Raw genomic sequence first — 22235 nt, forward strand, 5'->3', positions numbered from 1 at the left:
ACATTGGGAAATAAGGTGATAAAAAATGAATGAGTATTTTGGTAATGAAGAAACTCTCGTAGAGCTTCCTGCAATCAAATACATAAAAGATATTTTAAATTATGATTTTGTTCATGGAAAAGAATTAACCCCTGAAAATGGAGAACGTGATTCTTTAACTGAGGTTGTATTAGTTAGAAGACTTGAAAAAGCGTTAAAGAGGTTAAATCCATGGATTGATGAAGGAAATTTGCACAAGGCTGTTAGATTTTTAAGTAGAGCAGAAAATTTAGGGACAAACCTTTTAGAGATAAATGAAAAAATTTATGAGGCCATAGTAGATTTGAATTTTACTGTTGACCAAGATATTTATGGAAATGGTCAAAAGAAACCTCAGACTGTGAAGTTTATTGATTGGGAGGACGCAGCCAACAATGATTTTTTAGTTACAAGGCAGTTTGAAGTTAAAACTCAGCTTGGAAAAAGCATTTATCCCGATATAGTTATATTTGTTAATGGAATTCCTGTAGCAGTTCTTGAGTGTAAGTCTCCTTTTTTAGAGAAAACTAAAAATGAAAGTATGGGCAAAAAAGAAGCCTTTGAGCAAATTAGAAGGTATATGAACGAAAGAGACAAAAGCGTTTTAGAAGGAAACCCAAGGCTTTTTTATACTAACTTTTTTACAGGAATACTTAATAAGTATCATGCTTATGTTGGAACAATCAGTTCAAAGTATAATCATTATTTAGAGTGGAAGGACCCATACCCAGTTTTAAAGAGCAAGATTCAAGATGTGGAGGATAATGGACAAAATTTATTCATTCAGGGAATTTTAGAAAAGAAAAATCTCATTGATATCATGAGGAATTTTATAATATTTGAAACGGATAATAATGTAACTGTTAAAAAAATAGCCAGGTATCAGCAGTTTAGAGCTGTTAATAAGGCAATTAAAAGACTGAATGAAGGTAAAGATTCCTTATCAAGGGGTGGAGTTGTTTGGCATACTCAGGGCTCAGGAAAGTCTTTAACCATGGTAATGCTTGCAAGAAAGATAAAAAGAACCAAGGAACTTTGTGATGCTACTATAGTTGTTGTTACAGATAGAATTGATTTGGATAAACAAATTTACGCAACCTTTATGCGAACTTTATCTAAAATTACAACACCAGTAAGAGCAGATAAGATATCCGTAATGAAGGAGCTTTTGTCAAAGGCACAGCCTAAAATAATAATGACTACAATTCAGAAGTTTGAAAGTGAAACGGAAGAAAAAGAAGTCATTGAAAATGGCATAAAGGTTAAGAAAAAATTCATTAAACCATATGAAGTTTTAACTCCTAAGCCTAATGTTATTGTTCTTTCAGATGAGGCTCATAGAAGTCAATATAAAGATACAGCTTCAAATATGAGGACGGCTCTTCCTAAAGCAACTTTTATTGGGTTTACAGGTACCCCTATAGATAAACAGGATAAGTCAACTCCAAGAACTTTTGGAGGATATATTGATAAATATGGAATTAAGGAAGCTGTGGATGATGGTGCTACTGTAAAAATAGTATATGAAGGAAGAAAACCAGAACTTCATATAAAAGGTGAAAGCCTGGATGAATTGTTTGATGAAGCTTTTGAAGATAAAAGTGATGAAGAAAAGGAAGCAATAAAGCAAAAATATGCTAATAAGAAAACAATAATTGAAAATGATAATAGAATTAATGACATTGCGGTAGACATACTTACACATTACAGGGATAATATAATGCCTAATGGTTTTAAAGCTCAAATTGTATGCGTGAGCAGAGAAGCTTGTGTAAAATATTATAATGCTTTAAAGAAACATATGAAGGAAATCATAGGCGAAGATTTAGAAGTTAAAGTGATATTTTCTGGCAAGTTAAATGATCCTGTTTATTTAAAAGAACATTTTACAACAAGAGCAGAGCAGGAAACTATAATAGATAGATTTAAACAGCCTATAGAAAAAGATAAGTTGTGCTTTATTATAGTAAAGGATATGCTTTTAACTGGCTTTGATGCACCAATTGAACAGGTTATGTATTTGGATAGGTCACTTAAAGAACATAATTTATTGCAAGCAATTGCTAGAGTAAATAGAACCTGCACAGTGGATATTAACCGTAAATTAGATAATAATGAGGTTAAAAAAGAAAGTATCATAAAACAGTGTGGTTTTGTAGTTGATTATTATGGTGTGTCAGATTATTTGGAAGAGGCTTTATCTATTTTTGATAAAGAAGATTTGGGCGAGCCTATGCAGGCTGTAGATGATTTATATAAAGAAATGCTTTCCTATAGAGAAGATGTTATGAACCTATTTACTGGGAAAGATAAAAATAATATTGATGAATTAATAAATATTTTAGAACCAAAGGATAAAAGAGCAGAATTTGAGATTGGGTATAAGCGTTTTTCAAGTGCTGTTGAATCATTACTGCCAGCTCATGTAGGAACAAATATTTTAAATGATGTAAAGTGGCTTTCTTATATTAGGGCAGGGGCAAAGGCAAAATACAGTCCAGAGGAAGAAATTGATATAAGTGACTGCGGTGAAAAGGTAAGAAAAATAATAGAAGAACATTTAAAATCCCTTGGAGTCATTCAGTGGATAGAGCCTATTACATTATTTGAAGATGATTTTAAAGCAAAGCTTAATACCTTAAAGTCAGATGAGGCTCAGGCTTCTGCTATGGAACACGCTGTTAAACATGCAATTAGTGTGAAGATGGATGACAACCCTGTGTTTTATACAAGCTTACTGGAAAAGCTTCAAAAAATACTTGATGAAACTACAAATGATTGGATTGAAAGAAAAAAGAAGCTTGAAGAGTTTATTGAAAAAGAAGTTGAAAAAGGAACGAAATCTCAGGCTGAAGGTTTAGGATTAGATGAAAAGGAATATGCTTTCTTTGAAGTAGTAAAAAAATATATAGAGGGTGAAGAATCTCAAAATGATGTTGTAAAAGAAGAAGCAGAAAGTTATGTAAGCAGTGAAATTATAGAATTGTCTAAAAGTATAGCTGTAGATGTGCATAAAGTAGTAGTAGATAATTATGTGGTAGATTGGACAAATAATCAAACTAAAACTTCTGATATAGAAAGAGCAATATTTATGCTACTTAATAAAAAGTATTTTAAACAGATACCACTTAAAAGTAGAAAAAATATGGTACAGCCGTTATTAAATTTAGCAAAGACGCATTTTGCGGTGATTATTTAGCAATAGTAAATTATTGAGAAGAGTATTATCAAACGAGGAGTGATATAATTTGTTAATTAATATTAATCCTAAGTATAAAAAGCAAGCCATTATAATTGTATTATCTGTTACTTTTATGTACTATCTTATAGGACGTTTATTTAAAACTGATGAACTGAATGTTATATTTTGGCATAAAAATGAAATGAATATTAGTATTGTAGCAGTTTTTTTAGTAGTAATTACTTCGATTTTAATTACATTGATTGTTGAATTTATTAAGAAGCATATAAGTAAGGGGAATTTGTAAATTTAGTGATTGATTAAAATTAAGAAAATTATAAACAAATTTAGAACTTGTGATTGGTACTTAAACATAAAATATGTCGGGGGTCAGATAATGAAGTTGGAGCTTAAATATGGAACAACAAATATAGCATTTGATGTAATCTTTAAAAATAGAAAGACAATGGAAATTGCTGTAGAACCACCTAATATTATTACTGTTACTGCTCCAATAGCTATAAAAGAGGAAGAAATACTTAAAAAGGTTGAAAGTAAAGGAAGTTGGATAATTCAAAAGCTTTATTCCTTTAAGCATATGCAATACAGGCATATTGAAAGGGAATTTGTTAATGGAGAGTCCTTTATGTATTTAGGAAGAAATTATTCTTTGCAAATAGAGTTAGTTTCAGATATAAAGAAACCAGAAGTAAATCTATATCGTGGTAAATTTTTAGTTAAAGCAAGCAATAAATATGAGAAAGCTATAAAAAAGGCTATGGAACAGTGGTATAGGGATAAGTCTTTAGCGGTAATAGAAGAAAGGATTAAATACTACAGCAGATTTTTCAATAAAAAGCCTGCTAATATAAAGATTAAGGAACAGAAAAAGAGGTGGGGAAGCTGTACTTCAAAAAATGAATTGCTGTTTAATTGGAGATGTGTTATGGCTAAATCCAATGCCCTTGATTATATTGTAGTGCACGAGATGTGCCATATGTACCATAAAAATCATTCAAAAGAGTTTTGGGAGCTTTTAGCCTTAGTACTTCCAGATTATGGAGTAAGAAAAGAATGGCTTAAAGATTACGGCGTTAGGATGGATTTGTAGGTTAGTAGAAATTAAGATATTATTTAATACTTAGTAATGACTGCTGGAGTGATATTTTAGTAGTCATTAAATCATTAAGGAAATTTATATTATAAATTAAAGGAGATTAGAAATGAAATATAAATGTCCATGCTGTGGTTATTATACATTTGCTGAAAAACCTGATGGAAATTATGATATCTGTGAGGTATGCTTTTGGGAGGATGATCCAATCCAATTGAAGGATCTAGCATACGATGGGGGTGCCAATCATGTTAGTTTAATTCAGGCACGGGAGAATTTTTTTAAATTTGGAGCATGTGAACGAGAAATGATTATACATGTAAGAAAACCTAAACCAGATGAATTAAAAGGAATTGATTGGTAATGCAATAAGCGGAATATTAATTTGTTGACAATTTTAATTTTACACAGGTAAAAATAGATTTTTTGATGGTAAAAAATGATATGGTGAGATGTATTAACTTATTTCATTATATCTTTTTTGTGTTTAGGTACTTAATCCTTTAAATGTAGAGCTAAATAATATTGTAGGAGTTTTTATAATGTAAAGGCACTGTGAAATGATTTGATAATAAATAAGAAAGTGCTTAAAATTAATATATAAAGTATAGTTAATAGGTAATGTTAGTGATAAATGTAGGGAGATAAAAATGAGAGAGGATTTGCTAGAAAAAATTTATGAACAAGAAGATGAAATAGAAAGTTCATTACCTGTAGTTTCGCTAGAATTGTTTTTTGAGGGGAACAATGATATAGGATCAATAGGATGTAATCTATTAAATCATCCGGGTATAGAAAAGTTTTACTCTATATTAAAGCAAGTAAGAAATAAACCAAATGTGCAGGACATTTTAGTAGAAATAATGGAGCATGATGAAGACGAGGAAATGTGGCCTTTTTCAGAAAGAGTATATATACTTACAGATGAAGAAGAGTATGAAGTGATAAAATGGGTAAGGGATCTTCAAATAAGTGAAATTTCACAAGGTTATATGTATGGACAACCTAAACTTGCACCAAAACTTGGGAAAGGATATAAAGTATATTCTTTGTGGTGGGATTAATTATCAGATAATTCTTATGCAAGGAGAAGTTAGCCTTTTAATTTAGGAGGTAGTAAATAAGTGGATAAAAGGAAAATAAATATAGGTGGAAAGTACAGGCATTTTAATGGAAAAGAATATTCAGTCCTTTATGTAGCAAAACATTCAGAAACGCTTGAAGATATGGTTGTTTATCAGGCACTTTATGGAGATAGGAAAGTATGGGTTAGACCGTTAGATATGTTTTTAGGCAAAAAAGAAGTTGATGGCAAAGAAATCTATAGGTTTGAAGAGATAAATGATGTGAATATGTTTTAAAGAGGAGAATTTTATGCAAAAATGGAGAAAAGTTTTTCTTGTGCTTTTTTTTATGGCGGTAATAATAGGCGGTTTTGTGGGATTTGCTATGGCAAAATATAAGGTGGCTGAAATTAAAGTTTTTGGAAGCACGGATGTTCTTGAGTTCTTTATGTTGGCTTTATTGGTAATTGTAGTTATTATTATGATTGTAGATATTTATAATACATATAAAAGTAAGAGGCAATTTGGATATGCAAAATTTAAATTAATACCTAGTGCAAGGAAAAGACTTAGAAATGTTTTTATATTCCTTATAGTAGATACAATTTTTATATTTGGAATATTTTTAATTGTACATGATATGGATATACTTCATTTATGCTTTATGATGTTAATATTAACTTTGATACAGGGGGGCATTATAGAGCGGATAATGAAATTGGAAAAATGGAGTATTAAGCTTTGGAATTTACCACAGTTGGTAGGATGTAAAAGCTTATAAGTTTGAAAATGAAACATCGCTTGAAATGAATGTGCCAATTAAGTCATGTGGTTTTAGGCATGATAATAAAATTAAATTTGATTTTGATAAAAAGGACAAGAATGATATTGAAATATTTTTATCAGAGAAACTGTAAATTTTAATTGAAGGGAAAATTTAAAATGAAATTAGATGGTATTGGAATATTTGTTGTCAATATGAAGGTAATGGTTGATTTTTATAAAAATGTCCTTGGCTTTGAAATAGAATGGGATGGAAAAGAACCCAATGTAATGCTTAAAAAAGATGGAGTATTATTCATGTTTTATGGAAGAAATGATTTTCAAAATATGACAAATAACAGATTTAATTATGCTAAGGGGATAAATGGTCACTATGAGATTGCTTTAAGCGTTCCTAAGCATACAGATGTTGATTTGACATATGAAAATGTTATTTCTAAAGGTGCAAAATCAGTGATGAAACCGACAACAGAGCCTTGGGGTCAAAGGACATGCTATATTGCAGATCCAGAAGGAAATCTTATTGAGATTGGGTCCTTTAATAGATAGTAGGAGATATTAATATGATTAGAAAAGCAGAAAAAAAAGATGCATCAAGGCTTGCGGAAATTTTTGAACTTTATATTGATGCCTTTTTTTCAAGGACAAGGTATAGAAAATATTCTAATCAAAGATTGAATTGAACATGCAAAAGAGCAAGGTGCTGCAAAAATATTTTTGTGGGTACTAGAAAAAAATTATTTATATAATCTTTATACTAATTAAAGTTGGATATAATTGTGGGGTGATTATAATTGAGACAATATTATAAGAAGATAGCTAATGAAACTTTAGCTGTAATTAATAATGGATATTATATTAACAGTCTTAAAGAAAAAGTAGACGTAAAAGACTTAGTAAATAAGGCTGTAAAAGGCACAGAATTAATTAGAGAATTTGGAACTAATAAAACTTCAAATGGTTCTTTTGATAAATTGAAACCTGTTATTGTTAATAATACTACTATTAATACAATAATAGAGTTAAGAAACAGTGGAATTAGTGGAAATATAGTTGCTCTTAATTTTGCTTCTGCTAAGAACCCTGGCGGAGGGTTTCAAACTGGTGCTAATGCACAGGAAGAAAGTATTGCAAGAGCTTCTTCACTATATCCATGTCTTATAAAATGTTCGGAGTTTTATGAATTTCATAGAAAGCAGGGGAGTCCATTATATTCAGATAAAATGATTTACTCACCTGATGTGCCAATTTTTAGAGATGACAGCGGCAAATTTCTTGATAAACCTGTTCTCTGCTCATTTATAACCTCTCCTGCTGTAAATGCTAACGTGGCAAGAGGAAGGGGAATTAGTGAAAGTATTATAAACGAAGCTATGAATATAAGAATTAATAAAATATTAAAGTTAGCTTTTAGCAAAAATCCAAGCGCTGTTGTACTAGGAGCTTTTGGCTGCGGAGTATTTGGAAATAATCCTAAAGAGGTTTCACGTATGTTTGCATCACAGCTAAAAGAAAATATGAAGAGTAGTGATGTAAAAATTGTTTTTGTTATATATGATAGGAATATGACAATGATAGATATTTTTCGCAGGGAACTAAGATAATTTATAAGGAGTGATTAAAATGGTTTTATTAGTAGTTGATACGCAAAGGTTAATAGTAAATCAAAATTTATATGAATTTAATAAATTTGTTTCTAATGTTAAAAAGATAATACATGCAGCTAGAGAAAATAATATTGAAGTAATATATGTACGTCATGATGATGGGGCAGGAACTGAACTTACAAAAGGAACTGATGGCTTTGAAATATATGAGAAGTTTCAGCCTATGGAGAATGAGAAAATATTTGATAAAAAGGTCAACAGTGCTTTTAAAGGAACAGGTTTATTAGAGTATCTAAAGAATAAGGGAGAAAAGGATATAATTGTTGTAGGGCTGCAAACAGATTATTGTATTGATGCTACTATAAAATGTGGCTTTGAACATGGCTTTAATGTTATAGTTCCAGCATATGCAAATACAACAGTTGATAACAAATTTATGCCTGCAGAGCAGAGCTATAAGTATTACAATGAATTTATGTGGAATGGCAGATATGCAGAATGTATTTCAGTAGATGAAATAATTGAAAGAATGAAGTAGTTTATAGGAAGAATAATATTAATATATAGGTGAATTAAATGGTAAATTTGTTGGTGATAAAATGAACTATATTATTAAATATGGTAAAAATTTTGCTGCAATCTCAGATAGTGTAAGCGCCGAAGTTCATAAACATTGGTTGCTGCAAATGTTTCTTAGCTGTGAAGGTAACCTGAATATTGAAGTTGATGGAAGCATTATTACTTGCAATGCTGTTTTTGTAAATATGAACACAGTACATAAATTTAATGCAGAGGGAAAAATCCATTTTACTATGTTGCTTGATCCTACAACACAGCTAGGGCTTGTGATGAGAAGAAAGGTAAAAGATAAATCCTTTTATGTTTTTCCCGACGAAGAAACTGCTATTATGCAGCAAAATTTTAAAAACGCACTTTTAAAGAGAAGAGAAGATGATTTAATCTCCTTTGTTAAGAGTATTGATTATAAATTTGCTTCCTGTAATATAATAAGCTTTGATGAACGAATTGAGGAGGTTCTAGAACTTTTTAATCACTATTCTTGTGAAGATGAATTTCATCAAATAAAATATTTATCTGAAAAAATATATATTTCTGAAAGCCGTTTAGCACATTTATTTAAAAAGGAAACTGGAATTCCACTAAAAAGTTATATTGTTTTGCGTAAACTTCAAAGTGCATATGAATTAATATTTAAAGGAGAAAACATAACGACAGCAGCACTTAATGCTGGCTTTGATAGTCCATCACATCTTGCATATACAAACAAAATGATGACTGGAATGTCCGCTAAAAATATAATAAGAGATAGCGGATTTTTGAAAGTTTTCTGATGTGTATTTTGATATTGTGTAATTAAAGATAAACCGCTTGGAACTTCAAAATTAATTTGTATCAAAATGCTGTTCTCTGAGCATTATGATACAAATTGATTTTGGTAGTTGAACCGGTTAATCTATAGAAAGGGAGTGTTACACAATGAACGAATATTTAAAGGAAACTCAAATGTTAAATTTTAGCCATAGCTCAATTCAGAAATTGATAGGGGAAAAGCAGTGGTCAAATGAGGATGACTTTGAAAAAATCAGAAAAATCTATAAATTTGTTCGTGATGATATCAGGTTTGGATATAATACAGATGATACAATTTCCGCTTCTGAAGTTTTAAATGATGGTTATGGGCAGTGCAATACAAAAGGAACTTTATTTATGGCACTTTTAAGAGCAGTTGGAATCCCCTGCAGAATTCATGGCTTTACCATCGATAAAAGCTTGCAAAAGGGTGCAATGAAAGGATTAATTTATAGGCTTGCTCCCCAAAATATTGTTCACAGCTGGGTTGAAATTCAATATAAAGTATGCTTTTATAACATAGAGGGATTTATTTTGGACAGTGAATATTTGAAAAAACTCCAAGAAAAGTTTTTTGATTGCAAGACTAGTTTTTGTGGGTATGGTGTTGCTACGGATAATTTTCAAAATCCTCAAATAGAGTGGAATGCCAATAATACATATATTCAAAAAGAAAGCATTAACTATGATTTTGGAGTGTTCAATTCACCTGATGAATTTTTTGAGAAGTATAAGCAGCGGTTATCTCCGCTAAAAAGGTGGATTTATCAAAATATTGGACGTAAGCTTATGAATAGAAATGTAGAAAAAATTCGAAATTAGTGAAAGTGCATATTTTAAATAAGTGTAGAATAATACAAAAATTACTTGTTACTTACCTAGGGTAATGGTATAAATTCGTATTAAAATAGTTAAATTTAGGAGATTATATATGGAGATATGGGAAAATAATCAATATGTAAAGAGCATAGAACTTAAAAGTGATAAAATAGAATCCTTTTCTAAGTATCCATTTAACTTGCCTGCAATAAAAAATTTATCAAAGTTAAAATTACATCCTAAAGTAACCTTTATAGTTGGAGAAAATGGCTCTGGTAAATCAACAATATTAGAGGCAGTTGCAGCTTCATACGGATTTAATGCAGAAGGTGGAACTAAGAATTTTAATTTTTCATCATGTGATACCCATTCTGAGCTGGAAAATTATATTAAGCTAGTAAAAGGTATTAGGAAGCCAGAGGATGGATTTTTTCTTAGAGCGGAGAGTTTTTATAATCTTGCTACAAATATTGATAATTTGGACTTGGAACAGCCAGCAATTTCAAGAATAATAGATTCCTATGGGGGAATTTCGCTGCATAAACAATCTCATGGAGAATCCTTTTTTTCAGTATTTATGAATAGATTCAGAGGAAATGGCTTATATATACTTGATGAGCCTGAAGCGGCGTTGTCTCCATCAAGGCAAATGTCTATGATATCGAGGATGCATGATCTCGTAGAGGATAATTCACAATTTATTATTGCTACGCATTCTCCAATAATTATGGCATATCCTGATTCAATAATATATGAAATAAAAAATGACATTAGAGCTGTTAGATATGAAGAAACTGAAAATTATTTAGTGATGAAAGGTTTTTTAAATGATAATGAAAGAATTTTAAATATACTTTTAGGAAAGTAGTGTTATTGGAGGGTTAAAAGATGTTTCCAATCAAAGAAATAGCAGAAAAGGAACTAAACATAGCAGGGCAATTAAATCCTGGACCATGGACAGAACATTCTATCAATGTCGGACTAGCAGCTCAAATAATTGCGCAAAAGTGTAAAAACCTTAATCCACATAAAGCATATGAATTAGGACTTCTCCATGATATTGGTAGAAGGTATGGTATAAGTGCAAGAAGACATATTATTGATGGATATAATTTTGCTAAAGAAAAAGGCTTTGATGAGATTTCACGAATTTGCTTGACGCATTCATTTCCAGTTCCAGACTTTGATAAAGAAATAGGAAAAAATGATATGAATGCAAAAGAAAGTGAGTTTGTTCGTCAGTATTTAAAAAGCATAGTATATGATGATTATGATAAGTTGATTATACTTTGTGATTCACTAGCCGATGCTCAAGGTTTTTGTATGTTGGAAAAACGCTTTGTTAATACGACAAGGCGATATGGAGTATTTCCATTTACTGTTGAACGCTGGAATGCTACGTTTGAAATAAAGGAATATTTTGAACAGCAAATGGGATGCTCTGTTTATGACATGCTTCCAAATATAAAGGAAACTACATTTAAGGATGCACCATTATGGAAACCTGCGAATAACAATGCTTCGTCGCATTAAAAAAATCCTATAAATCTAAGGCTCAAAAATCATAAAATCCTAAGAAATTTCAATAACTCGCTGAAAAAATACTCAGACAGATTGAAATATCTAAGTATTTTATGATTTTTGAACCAAGATTTATTAGAATTTTTTTAAACTGTTCCTTCAGCATTGTTATTTCGCATCCACGGTAGTGCAAGGAAAAAATTCGAGGCCACTGAAAAACTAAAAAACATTACTAATTTAGATATATCTGTATATTTTTGCAGGTCATTTATGTCTAAAAAGTTGTTGGAGGGCTATTAGAAGGCCTCCTAGAGCCTTACTTATTTTACCAAGTAATTTGTGCAAAAAATATGGGGACTTTTTCAGTGGTCTCAAAAATTCCTCCGTTCCTACGGAGTTTTAGGTGAGAATCTTTATTAAGGATAAAAATGTAAAGTTAATAAGCAATTATAAAGAATTAGAACAGTTTGTAGATGATATTTATATGGAGGAGTAATTTATGAAACTATTTTTAATAAGACATGGACAAACAGATTGGAATGTAAAAGGAAAAATACAAGGAAGCCGTGATACTGAACTTAATGATACTGGTATCAAACAAGCAGAGGAACTGAGTAATATGATACTTAAAAATAATTATAAATTCTCAAAAATTTATTCAAGTCCACAAAAAAGAGCGCTTAAAACAGCAGAAATTTTGAGTAGAGTTACTAATGTGGAGCAGGTAGCAATAGAAGGTTTAAAGGAGATTAATTTTGGAGAGTGGGAAGGCATGTCATGGAAAGAAGTTAAAGAAAAATATCCAATGGAATATGAAAAATGGTACATAAATCGAAGATACACAAAACCTCCTAAAGGTGAATCATATCAAGAAATGCTAGAGCGTGTTTTAGCGGTACTACATAGAATTATTAATGAAAATCGTGATGATGTTGCAATTGTAACTCATAGTGCTGTGATTATGTCAATACAATGTTATTTAACCAATACGCCTTTTCATAAAATGCTGAACTTTAAAACAGATAATACTTCAATTACAGAAATAGATAATGATTTGTTAATACAAGTTGAGAAGTAACAATGCTTCGTCGCGTTAAAAAACCCTCTGTTCCTATGGAATTTTAGGTGAGAATCTTTATTATGAATATAATAAAATTTATAATGTACAGTTAAGGAAATATTTATAGATATTTACATATAAATGTAAAATTGATATAATTAATATGTTTATCTATGTATTGGGGGGCGTCAAAGATGAGAAATCAGACGAGAAAAATAATTGTATTACTTGTTGCTATTGGTATTATCTTTTCACTAGGAGGATGTAAAAAATCTAATAGCATTGTAGGAAAATGGCAAGATAAAAAGGATATAGTTGAGTTTAAAAGTGATGGAAGCTTCAAATCACAGTATTATTGGGGTGGTGGGGCTTACACTGTAAGTAAAAATAAGCTTACATTGTCACCAACTATGCTTAATAAGGAAGATTATACATATGAAATTGATAATAATGGTGATTTAATTTTAAAGGGTAAACAATCATATCATTTTACAAGTGTTAAATAATGAGAACAAATGTATAATTAATGGTTTTTATTGATTTGGTAAAAATAACGATAAACTTATGTTTATTGTTATTTTTTTACCATAGGATATAATTATAAAATGTAATAGATTGAAAAGAAATGTTAATAAAATTTTGGGGGTGTAAAAGTGGACATAAAGGGAAAAAAGGTTCTATTAAAAACCTTAACAAGAGAATTATGCCATGAAATATACAAGAGCTATGTAGCAGATCCGATAAAAATTCGAGGTGAAGGTTTGAAGTGAAAAAGCCTATAGAAATTGATTTTAAATTTAAGCAATTAAAAAATTTCATAATAGGACTTCTAAAAGATTTGATAGTTACAATTATAATAATTTTATTGATATATGAATTTAGTCCTATGCTTGTTAATAGATTTATCCCTTCGGATTTGTGCTGGACATATTTAAGATATAACAACAAATTGTACGTAATATGCTCTCCTGCTGCTGCAGATCCACAAGAGCTAAAAGGTATTAGATTAACTAAAGCTGGCACTGTTAGGAAAGAGATATTATTTTTCTTAAAACCAAAAGCTAATGGGGTATCTAATGGGATAAAAAGAGGGACAGAAATATTTACTTCTAATAGTGGGAGGGTGGCTGTAAAATTTAAAAATAAATATTATATTTTAGAAGATACTGCAGAAGCTGACGGCTGGGGAAATGGGGCGTCATTGCGTTTAGAGTGACTGATTTTATCTATTCTTACAATTCTTCAAATGGAATGTCAAATCAAGTATTCAATATTGTAAAATCTTCAGCCCTTAGTATTGTTAGTGACTTTGATAAAAATGAAATAAAAGAAGTAAAGTGGATTTCTGTAAAAGAGATAAAAAGAGTGATAAGAGATAATGAGATAAAAGATGGACTGTCACTTACCGCGCTGCTGTTTTATTTATTGAAATTATAGTAAATCAAATGCTATTTATGGAGGATAAAATGATAAATATATCGCTAAGTAAGGTTACAGAAAATGAAAAAGATATTTTTTATAATTTGAATCAATTATTTGCTTATGATTTTAGCGAATTAAACAAGATGGATATAGACGATAATGGATTGTATCAACAATTAAAGGATGTTGATGAGTATTATACTAAAGATAACTATAGTTCATTTCTAATTAAAGTTGAAGGAAAATTGGCTGGTTTAGCAGTTATAAAATTTATGGATGAAGAAGGTGTTAATTATTTGAGACACTTTTTTATTATGAGAAAATATAGAAGGTTAAAGATTGGAGAAAGAGTTACAAATATGATTTTTGATATGTTTCCTGGCAAATGGAGGGTTTCTCAGTTTGATTTTAATGAACCTGCAATATGTTTTTGGAGAAAAATTATTGGAAGATATACAGAAGGAAATTATGTAGAAACGAGAAGACCAGATGACAAGGGTATCAAACAAGAATTTTTTTCAAAAGATATGCAGTATAATTAACAGCTATAATGAAGTGGAGATTAAGGAGATAAAATATGGATATAGCAGTTTTGTCAGATATTCCAGAAAAGTTTTGGAAACAAGCTGTAGGTGAACTGATAGGATTATTTTAAAGTAGTTGCTCCTTACCTAAGGTAATGGTGTAAATTAGTATTAGATTATATTTTTAGGGAAGGGGATTACTATGGAAAACATTATTATAAAAGATGGAATTGAAAAGATGGATTTTGAAAGGATAACAGAGATGCTTTCAAAGGCATACTGGAGTCCTCACATTAAAATTGAAGAAATAAAAAAAGGTGCTATTAATTCGGCATTAGTTGTTGGAGCTTTTGCGAGTGGTAGTGAACAAATTGGTTATGCAAGAGTGATTTCTGATAAAACAAGATTTGCATATATAACGGATGTATATATTGAAGAGAAGTTTAGAAAAAGGGGAATAGGTCAAAAAATTATAAATTATATATTACAGCATGAAGAATTAAGAGATGTGTATCAGTGGCTGTTAATTACAAAGGATGCTCATGGGGTTTATGAAAAGGCTGGTTTCAAGCCTACTTCTAGACCCATGGATTTGATGGAAATAAGAAATAGTAGACCACTAAGATGATGTTATATAGATAGGAGGCGTTGATTATGGATATTAAAGATGTTGCTACATGGGAGTTACTACAAAAGAAAATGACCTGGGAACAGTTAAAATGCATACATAATAAACGAATTTTGGATTTTGGAAGTGGACATGGTATAACAGCTAGTCATTTTGCTGTAGATAATGAGGTTGTTGCAATTGAGCCAAATGAAAAGATGCTCTGTGATAGATTTACAGAAAATGATTATACACAAATAAAAGGTGATGTGAAGGAACTTAAGAATTTTAAAGATGAATCCTTTGATGTGATATTATGTCATAATGTTCTTGAATACACACATGAAAGAAAAGAAATTATAACTGAATTTTCGAGAATATTAAAGAAAAATGGATATTTGTCTATTTTAAAGCATAATAGAGCTGGAAGAGTAATGCAGATGATGGTACTGTTAAATAACTTTGAACATGCAAATGAATTATTAGAAGGAAAAAGTGGACATGCACAGCAGTTTGGCACAATTAATTATTATGAGGATTCAGATATATTGGAATGGTCGGATAAGCTTAGAATAGAAAAAATCTTAGGAATGAAAGCCTTCTGGGATTTGCAGCAAAATCAAGAAATTCAAAAGGATAAAACGTGGCAGGAGCAAATGCTTAAAATAGAGTTAAAGGTAAGCGAATTGGAAGCGTATAAGGCTATAGCATTCTTTCATCATGTCATTTTGCGAAAAAATTAGTACTAGAGGGTAGATCAGATATGAAATTGAGAGGAGAATTAATTGTGAGGATATTGATTATAGGAGCAAGTGGATATCTTGGAAATACAATATACAAAAAGCTTAAAGAAAGCAGCAGTGATGAGATTTATGGAACTTGTTGCAAGTCTACTAGAAATGAGCTTATCCAAATTAATGTGCTAAATAAATTAGATGTTAAGAAGTTAATTTCATTAAAACCAGACATAATTATTTGGAGTATTTATGATCCAGAGCAAGAAATAGCTTTATCACAAATAGGGTTAAATGAAATTGTTAATAACCTCTCAAAGCATGTACGGTTAATTTATGTTTCTACTACAGTTGGACAAGGCAAGGATCAATCTGAAAATGTATTGCCGCATAAGCGTATTGAGGATGAATACTTTTATAAATATATTAATGGCAAAATTGAAGGTGAGAATATAGTAAAAAAACATAATAATCACTTGATAGTAAGACCAGGTAGTATATATGGGTATGATTATGATGGTAAAATGGATTCAAGAATGAAAGCATTACTGGATATTTCAAAAACTGGTAAGAAGTATTCAAGAACGGCTAATATGTACTCTAGCTATGTTAATGTAGAAGATTTAGCAGATGCCATAATTGAACTTGCGTATAAAGATATCACAGGCATAATGAATATCTCAGGTGAAGATCCAGTAAGCTATTATGATTTTTATAGGTGTTTAGCAAAACTGCAAGGAATTGATAGCAGCTTTATAATACCTGACTATAAAGAGGAAGATAAATACCACAATTTAAATAATGATAAAAGAAAACTATTATTAAATACAGTAATAAAAGAGATTGGCGATAATAAGTTGAAAGACTAAGATTGCTAATACTAGGTTTATCATAATAAACTAATACTTTACAATAAATTGTTTAAATGATGAAATATAAAGATTTTCGCTAAAATTCCGTAGGTACGGAGGAACTTTTTCCTTGCACTACCGTGGGAGCGAAGTAACAATGCTGAAGGAACGATTTAAAAAAAGCCTAATAAATCTTGGCTCAAAAATCTTAAAATGCTTAGATATTTCAATTTGTTTGAGCGATAGCGAGTTATTGAAAATCTTAGTGTTTTAAGATTTTTGAACCTTAGATTTATAGGATTTTTTTAACGTGACGAAGCATTGTTATTTCGTTGATCTTGTTGCATAAAAAGATGGAACATTGAATTCATGCAGTCTACCTACGTCATTTGTATCTTGATATATACCTGTGAGGGTAAAACCAGCTTGCAGTTGTCCACCAATTTGTTCTTCAATGGTATGTGAAAATTGAATTCCACAATCATTTTTTATCGAATCTTCATATAATTGTTTATCTTTTAAGGGATTAAATGGTAGCTTATGAATTACCGCTGTTTCTTCATCATTGAAAATATAATTAATACCGTTATCCAAGCCAGCTAATAAAATTCCTCCCTTTTTTAATACCCTGTAACATTCCTTCCAGACGGGAAGAACATCTTCTATGTAACAATTAGAAACTGGATGAAAAATTAAGTCAAAGGATTCATCCTCAAAAGGTAGAGGCTTTGTCATGTCGGCTCTAACTATATTAATATCATAATTTTCTCTTTTGGCTATTTCTTTTTCACTTAACAGTTGTTTTTCTGAATAATCAACTACTGTACAGTTTGCACCTAATGCAGCAAATATTGGCATTTGTTGACCGCCGCCAGAAGCTAAACCAAGTATATCAGCATTATTAAGTTCACAAAACCACTCCTTTGGTACAGGTTTCGTAGGTGTTAACAATACGAACCAATCATTATTTTTCGCTCTTTCAAAAACACTATGATTAATTGGTTGTCCCCATTCCCATCCACTGGTAGCCCATTTATCAAAAATTTTAGAATTTATTTCTGTATATTGTTTATCCATATTTATAACCTCATCTTTCACTAGAAAATATATTATAAACAACTCTTTATTTATCATATCAATTATTAAGATACAATTCCACTATTTTGCAAAACTGCATAAAATAATATATAATTTGAGGATATTTTTATGATAAGATGTATTAATTATGAGTGAAATGCTTTGGAATGAAAAGTTGGATTTTTTTAAAGCTATACGTACTGGAGGGTGTAATACTGATTAAATTGAATTTTTGGGTGAAAAGGTTTGGAAAATTAGCAGAGCAGTAAATTCAGTGGATTTTGGATTGCCTGATGTAGGAGTAAGTACTAGACATTATGATTATTCCTTCTATAATATCAATGTTGTTTGTAATCGGAAAAGATATAGATACTGTAGGCAGCTTTGGTTGTATACTCTGCTTTTCAAATTCGTTTATCAAGGTGATTTTGTTATTATTAATCTCAGCTTTCCATGTTGTCTATCTAAAATATGACATATAGTTGTCGTATTTTTTATTGTACAATACTTTGGAAAGGAAGTGTTAAAATGAAAAAAGAGGTACTTGTGTTTATTTTTGATGGATATGCAGATTGGGAAAGCTCATATATTTGTTCAGAGCTTAATGGAAATGGAGAAGAAACTGATTATGTTGTAAAAACGTTAGGTTTAGATAAAGAGTCTAAGATATCTATGGGAGGTTTTAGAGTACTTCCTGATTATTCTATAAGTGATTATCCTAAAAATTTCGAGCTGTTGCTTTTAATCGGCGGCTATGCTTGGCCGGAAAATAAAAACGATGGTGTTAAGCCTGTAGTTCAGTATGCCATTGAGCATCATATACCAGTAGGAGCAATTTGCAATGCGACTAATTTTATGGCTGAAAATGGATATCTCGATAAGATAAAACATTCAGGAAACACACTAGAGTATATGAAGTCACAAGCGGTGAACTACAAAGGTGATTGTAATTTTGTTGAGAAACAGGCAGTTTGTGATTCGGGCATAATAACTGCAAATGGTACAGGTTCTTTAGAGTTTGCTAGGGAAATTATGCTATATTTGAAGTTTAAACCTGTAGAAAAAATTAACGAATGGTATAAATTTAATAAGTTGGGTTTCTATAAGTATATAAAATTGTAATTTTTAAATAAACTTGCTCCTTACCTGAGGTTATGGTGTAAATTAGTATTAGATTATATTTTGATTAATTATTGGAAAAGAATCTAAAGGAGGAATTATGGAGAATATTGTTATAAAACCGCATCACTTATTAGATATCTTAAAGCTCTACGGAAAAGGAATAGAAAATTTTGTTCCAGATATTAACTATAACCATGACTTTTATTTGATTGGAAATATGGTTGTAAACGGAAAAGTAGAATTTATAAGGTTTACTCGAGATTGTGATGATATTTGCAGACCATGTAAGTATTGTAAAACAGAAAAATGTTCCGATGTTGTTGCTTTTTTAAGTGGATATAGCAAAGATGAGTACAATAAAGAAATAGATGACGAGCTGCTTAAGTTTTGGGGCTTGCGTTTTGATATGGATTATAGTTTTAACGATATTTTAGTGCTACTTTCAAAAGAACTAAATTATCATTTATTTAAAAAGGTATGGAAACATGAGCAGGAAGATGCTATTCAATTTAGAAATGCATTTACAATTATGGGCACATACAAGGTGCTTTTAAATTATGCAGGCAGTAAAGGTTAATATGGTATAATAAATCATAAAATTTAGTTTATAGGGGAAGATATTATGTTAAATCTCAAAGAAGCAGAAAGAGAATTAGAAATAGGGCAGAGCTAAATCCAGGACCATGGGTAAGACACAGCAGGTCAGTTGATTTAAACGCTAAATTGATTGCAAGGATATGTTTAACACATTCATAAGGCTATATAAAAGGCATTAGCTTATAGGAGAGTTGAAGGATGGATTTAAAGGATAGAGCAAGAAGATTAAAATCAGATATACCAGCTGTATTTATTGCTTTAAGGAAGAAGGAAACACCTGTAATTGCAAAAATTTTTGCGGGTATTACAATTGTATAATAATTAATAGAAGGTGAAAATCATGGAGAGTATCACGGAATTAGTTGAAAGCTTATTTTCTAAAGATAATAAAGCTGCATATCAAGCATTACAGATGTTAGAAACTGAAAGCGAAAAATCTAATGCTGTCTATAAGTTTTTTGATAGGTTTGCTGAAATGATTGAAAATAAAAATTCATATATAAGAAGTAGGGGCATTATTTTAATATCTGCTAATGCTAAATGGGATGTGGAAAACAAAATTGATGAAATTATAGAGGATTATTTAAAACATATTTTAGATGAAAAACCAATTACAGCAAGACAATGTATTAAGTCGTTACCGAATATTGCAAAATATAAATCAAGTTTAGTAGAATATATACAAGAAACTTTATTGAAAGCAGATGCTGCAATATATAGTGATAGTATGGAAGCCTTGGTATACAAAGATATTTCATCTACACTAAGACAAATTAAACGCTAAATTTAGAGTTATATAAAAGACAAAAATTTACTTATAATAAGGAGAGAGGTGGAAGACCATGGAAAACGGAAGATGCAAATTATCTAATAATGCAGAGAAGATGATTCTGCCAAATCGTGCAGCTAGTGCAATATACTATGCTTCAAATAAGCGTGATCCACAGACCATACGAATTATGGTTGTTATGAAAGATATAGTTGATGGTGATATATTTATACATAATGTTCAAAAAGCAATGGAGAGATACCCATATTATCATATTGCTGTTGCTCAAAATGGCGATAAATATATTAATATACATAACAGCAGACCTATCGTAGTAAAGCATACTGATAAACCAGCAAATCTCGGCAGTGCTGAAGTAAACTATCATATGATAGCCTGGTCATACAGTGAAAAAAACATCTATTTAGATGCTTCACATGGACTTCTTGATGGAATTTCTATGCTGGAAGTTTTAAAAACAGTACTTTTCTTTTATTGCAGTGAAAAATATGATGTAGATTTATCTCCAGATGGAATTATAACCACAGAAAATAAAATTGAGGATGAGGAATGGAAGGAACCATTTACAGATGACTTGATTTTACCAAACGATGATATTGGCGATTCTTATGAAGCTTATCAGCTGCCTGAAGTTTGGAAAGAAAGGGCCACGAGAATATCCTTTCTACTACCACAGGAGGAGTTTATGAATTATGTAAAAGAATATCATGGAACTCCTGGAATAGTGATAACAACCTTTTTTTCTGAAGTTATTAGTCGACTATGTGATGCTCAAAATCTGCCAATTGTTACTACAATGTATGTTAACAGTAGACCTATGCTTGGTAAGAATAAAGCGGGAGGATGCCTTGTTACCTCAGTAGATCTCCCACTTACAAAAGATATGAAAAAATTACAACTTGGTAAGCGGGCCTATGAGTATCGTAAAATGCAAAAAGAAAAAGCCTCCAAAGAGCAAATACTAAAAAAAGTTAGTAAACAGGTTAGAGAGTATATTGATAATGATAGAATTAAAAGTCTTCAAGAAAAACTTGATAAGCTTGGAAAAGCAGATTCGGTGTTTCAGGTTGGAACATTTTCAGTAAGCTCTACAGGCAGAGATCCATTTGGTTCAGTTGGTAAGTTTATTCGTGAGATCCATAACATAGTTATTCCTACTACTTATCTTATAGAGATGAATTGTGTTAATGACATGTTTACTATTGATTTTCTCCAGAGTTTTTCTGAAGCAAGGTATGTAGATGAATTTGAGAAAATTCTTAAGGAAGAAGAAATACCATATATTCGTCAGAAAGCAGAAATTTATAATACTTCTAGTGTTATTTATGACCAGATTGATGAAAGTGTGTAGGACATTTGAAGGTGATGCAAGTATGTGTGGAGCATGTACCAAAGAAGAAAATGTATAATAAAAAGTATATACTTTCTGATGAAGAGAGTTTAAGAATAAAGTTAGAAAAATTGTTTTAAATAAAGCGGCAAAATGTGCACTATTAGATAAAGTTACTTATAAAATATAATAAGTAGCTTTTTTATTTTTTTAAAATTATAAAAAGAGGTAATATTAATATGGAGAACTTTGTCTATAGTGTTTTAGGATTTGTTATAGGGCTTATAGTGCCACCAATAGTTGTAAAGGTAAGGGCTGAATTAAAATTAGCTAAAGATAAATTAGGTGATGAAAAGTATAATGAATGTAAGAATTTATTGATTGCATTGGCAAAATTGCATCCAGAAGATTTTGCAGAAAACAAAATTGTAGATTTATTAGATAAATTAGATAACAAGTATGGTGACCATTTGACAAAAGATCAAATAAAAGAAATTGTTGATTTTGCAGCTAAAACTATTGAAGCTGATGTAGCTAAAGAAATAACAAAATAATATTTCAAGCATCTTATCTTAAAATCCGTATACTATGTATAGTTATGTTGATTCTTTAAAAAATAATACGGCTCAAGGTGCAGGAAATT

At 30.5% G+C, this 22235-nt stretch carries 28 protein-coding genes; 27 read left to right on the plus strand and 1 reads right to left on the minus strand.

The features are described from left to right. Nucleotides 1–25 precede the first annotated feature (25 nt). From ACJDT4_RS09445 to ACJDT4_RS09550, 22 genes are all read left to right on the plus strand, one after another. Nucleotides 26–3217 (plus strand): type I restriction endonuclease subunit R, encoded by a 3192-nt coding sequence (locus ACJDT4_RS09445; RefSeq protein WP_406787312.1) that lies wholly within the window; start codon nucleotides 26–28, stop codon nucleotides 3215–3217. Between the two features lie 49 nt (nucleotides 3218–3266). After that, nucleotides 3267–3506: a hypothetical protein gene (locus ACJDT4_RS09450; protein WP_406787313.1), complete on the plus strand. Its 240-nt coding sequence runs from the start codon at nucleotides 3267–3269 to the stop codon at nucleotides 3504–3506. A gap of 90 nt (nucleotides 3507–3596) precedes the next feature. Then, the gene (locus ACJDT4_RS09455) at nucleotides 3597–4310 is read left to right on the plus strand and encodes a M48 family metallopeptidase (protein WP_406787314.1); all 714 of its coding nucleotides are present in this window, start codon (nucleotides 3597–3599) and stop codon (nucleotides 4308–4310) included. 112 nt (nucleotides 4311–4422) lie between these two features. Beyond that, nucleotides 4423–4677, plus strand: coding sequence for a CPCC family cysteine-rich protein (locus ACJDT4_RS09460; protein ID WP_406787315.1), 255 nt, complete (start codon nucleotides 4423–4425; stop codon nucleotides 4675–4677). Between the two features lie 286 nt (nucleotides 4678–4963). Next, a complete protein-coding gene (locus ACJDT4_RS09465) occupies nucleotides 4964–5377 on the plus strand; it encodes a hypothetical protein (RefSeq protein ID WP_406787316.1) in 414 nt (137 codons plus the stop codon). Between the two features lie 60 nt (nucleotides 5378–5437). Beyond that, entirely contained in the window at nucleotides 5438–5674 is a 237-nt protein-coding gene (locus ACJDT4_RS09470) for a DUF1653 domain-containing protein (protein WP_406787317.1), read from the plus strand. 13 nt (nucleotides 5675–5687) lie between these two features. Next, nucleotides 5688–6158, plus strand: coding sequence for a hypothetical protein (locus ACJDT4_RS09475; RefSeq protein ID WP_406787318.1), 471 nt, complete (start codon nucleotides 5688–5690; stop codon nucleotides 6156–6158). A gap of 161 nt (nucleotides 6159–6319) precedes the next feature. Continuing rightward, the gene (locus ACJDT4_RS09480; RefSeq protein WP_406787319.1) at nucleotides 6320–6709 is read left to right on the plus strand and encodes a VOC family protein; all 390 of its coding nucleotides are present in this window, start codon (nucleotides 6320–6322) and stop codon (nucleotides 6707–6709) included. Nucleotides 6710–6954: 245 nt separating this feature from the next. After that, entirely contained in the window at nucleotides 6955–7764 is an 810-nt protein-coding gene (locus tag ACJDT4_RS09485) for a TIGR02452 family protein (RefSeq protein WP_406787320.1), read from the plus strand. 19 nt (nucleotides 7765–7783) lie between these two features. Next, on the plus strand, nucleotides 7784–8305 hold the full coding sequence (locus ACJDT4_RS09490; protein WP_406787321.1) for a cysteine hydrolase family protein: 522 nt from the start codon (nucleotides 7784–7786) through the stop codon (nucleotides 8303–8305). A gap of 61 nt (nucleotides 8306–8366) precedes the next feature. Next, nucleotides 8367–9119, plus strand: a complete 753-nt coding sequence (locus ACJDT4_RS09495; protein WP_406787322.1) for a helix-turn-helix transcriptional regulator — start codon at nucleotides 8367–8369, stop codon at nucleotides 9117–9119. 145 nt (nucleotides 9120–9264) lie between these two features. Next, nucleotides 9265–9960: a transglutaminase-like domain-containing protein gene (locus ACJDT4_RS09500; RefSeq protein WP_406787323.1), complete on the plus strand. Its 696-nt coding sequence runs from the start codon at nucleotides 9265–9267 to the stop codon at nucleotides 9958–9960. 109 nt (nucleotides 9961–10069) lie between these two features. Beyond that, complete coding sequence (locus ACJDT4_RS09505; RefSeq protein WP_406787324.1) at nucleotides 10070–10825, plus strand: AAA family ATPase; 756 nt, start codon at nucleotides 10070–10072, stop codon at nucleotides 10823–10825. Nucleotides 10826–10845: 20 nt separating this feature from the next. After that, a complete protein-coding gene (locus ACJDT4_RS09510) occupies nucleotides 10846–11490 on the plus strand; it encodes an HD domain-containing protein (protein WP_406787325.1) in 645 nt (214 codons plus the stop codon). 487 nt (nucleotides 11491–11977) lie between these two features. Further along, nucleotides 11978–12556 (plus strand): alpha-ribazole phosphatase, encoded by a 579-nt coding sequence (gene cobC / locus ACJDT4_RS09515; protein ID WP_406787326.1) that lies wholly within the window; start codon nucleotides 11978–11980, stop codon nucleotides 12554–12556. A gap of 176 nt (nucleotides 12557–12732) precedes the next feature. Next, nucleotides 12733–13044 carry a hypothetical protein gene (locus ACJDT4_RS09520; RefSeq protein ID WP_406787327.1) on the plus strand — a complete coding sequence of 104 codons (312 nt, stop codon included), beginning with the start codon at nucleotides 12733–12735 and terminating at the stop codon, nucleotides 13042–13044. A gap of 260 nt (nucleotides 13045–13304) precedes the next feature. Beyond that, nucleotides 13305–13754 (plus strand): hypothetical protein, encoded by a 450-nt coding sequence (locus tag ACJDT4_RS09525; protein ID WP_406787328.1) that lies wholly within the window; start codon nucleotides 13305–13307, stop codon nucleotides 13752–13754. Then, nucleotides 13751–13975, plus strand: coding sequence for an NUDIX hydrolase (locus ACJDT4_RS09530; protein WP_406787329.1), 225 nt, complete (start codon nucleotides 13751–13753; stop codon nucleotides 13973–13975). The genes ACJDT4_RS09525 and ACJDT4_RS09530 overlap by 4 nt, the downstream gene beginning before the upstream one ends. 29 nt (nucleotides 13976–14004) lie before the next feature. Then, complete coding sequence (locus tag ACJDT4_RS09535) at nucleotides 14005–14502, plus strand: GNAT family N-acetyltransferase (RefSeq protein ID WP_406787330.1); 498 nt, start codon at nucleotides 14005–14007, stop codon at nucleotides 14500–14502. A gap of 184 nt (nucleotides 14503–14686) precedes the next feature. After that, nucleotides 14687–15112 (plus strand): GNAT family N-acetyltransferase, encoded by a 426-nt coding sequence (locus tag ACJDT4_RS09540; RefSeq protein ID WP_406787331.1) that lies wholly within the window; start codon nucleotides 14687–14689, stop codon nucleotides 15110–15112. Between the two features lie 26 nt (nucleotides 15113–15138). Continuing rightward, nucleotides 15139–15834, plus strand: a complete 696-nt coding sequence (locus ACJDT4_RS09545) for a class I SAM-dependent methyltransferase (protein ID WP_406787332.1) — start codon at nucleotides 15139–15141, stop codon at nucleotides 15832–15834. 44 nt (nucleotides 15835–15878) lie between these two features. Continuing rightward, a complete protein-coding gene (locus ACJDT4_RS09550) occupies nucleotides 15879–16694 on the plus strand; it encodes a sugar nucleotide-binding protein (RefSeq protein WP_406787333.1) in 816 nt (271 codons plus the stop codon). A gap of 306 nt (nucleotides 16695–17000) precedes the next feature. Here the strand turns inward: ACJDT4_RS09550 and ACJDT4_RS09555 are convergent, their stop codons facing one another. After that, complete coding sequence (locus ACJDT4_RS09555; protein ID WP_406787334.1) at nucleotides 17001–17753, minus strand: class I SAM-dependent methyltransferase; 753 nt, start codon at nucleotides 17751–17753, stop codon at nucleotides 17001–17003. 528 nt (nucleotides 17754–18281) lie between these two features. Here ACJDT4_RS09555 and ACJDT4_RS09560 point away from each other — a divergent pair. The 5 genes from ACJDT4_RS09560 (at nucleotide 18282) to ACJDT4_RS09580 (ending at nucleotide 22146) form a co-directional block, all read left to right on the plus strand. After that, on the plus strand, nucleotides 18282–18875 hold the full coding sequence (locus ACJDT4_RS09560; protein ID WP_406787335.1) for a type 1 glutamine amidotransferase family protein: 594 nt from the start codon (nucleotides 18282–18284) through the stop codon (nucleotides 18873–18875). Nucleotides 18876–18972: 97 nt separating this feature from the next. Next, complete coding sequence (locus ACJDT4_RS09565; protein ID WP_406787336.1) at nucleotides 18973–19452, plus strand: hypothetical protein; 480 nt, start codon at nucleotides 18973–18975, stop codon at nucleotides 19450–19452. A gap of 360 nt (nucleotides 19453–19812) precedes the next feature. Next, nucleotides 19813–20256: a SufBD protein gene (locus ACJDT4_RS09570; protein WP_406787337.1), complete on the plus strand. Its 444-nt coding sequence runs from the start codon at nucleotides 19813–19815 to the stop codon at nucleotides 20254–20256. Nucleotides 20257–20314: 58 nt separating this feature from the next. After that, on the plus strand, nucleotides 20315–21613 hold the full coding sequence (locus ACJDT4_RS09575; RefSeq protein WP_406787338.1) for a condensation domain-containing protein: 1299 nt from the start codon (nucleotides 20315–20317) through the stop codon (nucleotides 21611–21613). A gap of 218 nt (nucleotides 21614–21831) precedes the next feature. Further along, entirely contained in the window at nucleotides 21832–22146 is a 315-nt protein-coding gene (locus tag ACJDT4_RS09580) for a hypothetical protein (RefSeq protein WP_406787339.1), read from the plus strand. Nucleotides 22147–22235: the final 89 nt, after the last annotated feature.

The sequence above is a fragment of the Clostridium neuense genome, assembly GCF_045310695.1.
GTDB classification, from domain to species: Bacteria; Bacillota; Clostridia; order Clostridiales; family Clostridiaceae; genus Clostridium_S; species Clostridium_S neuense.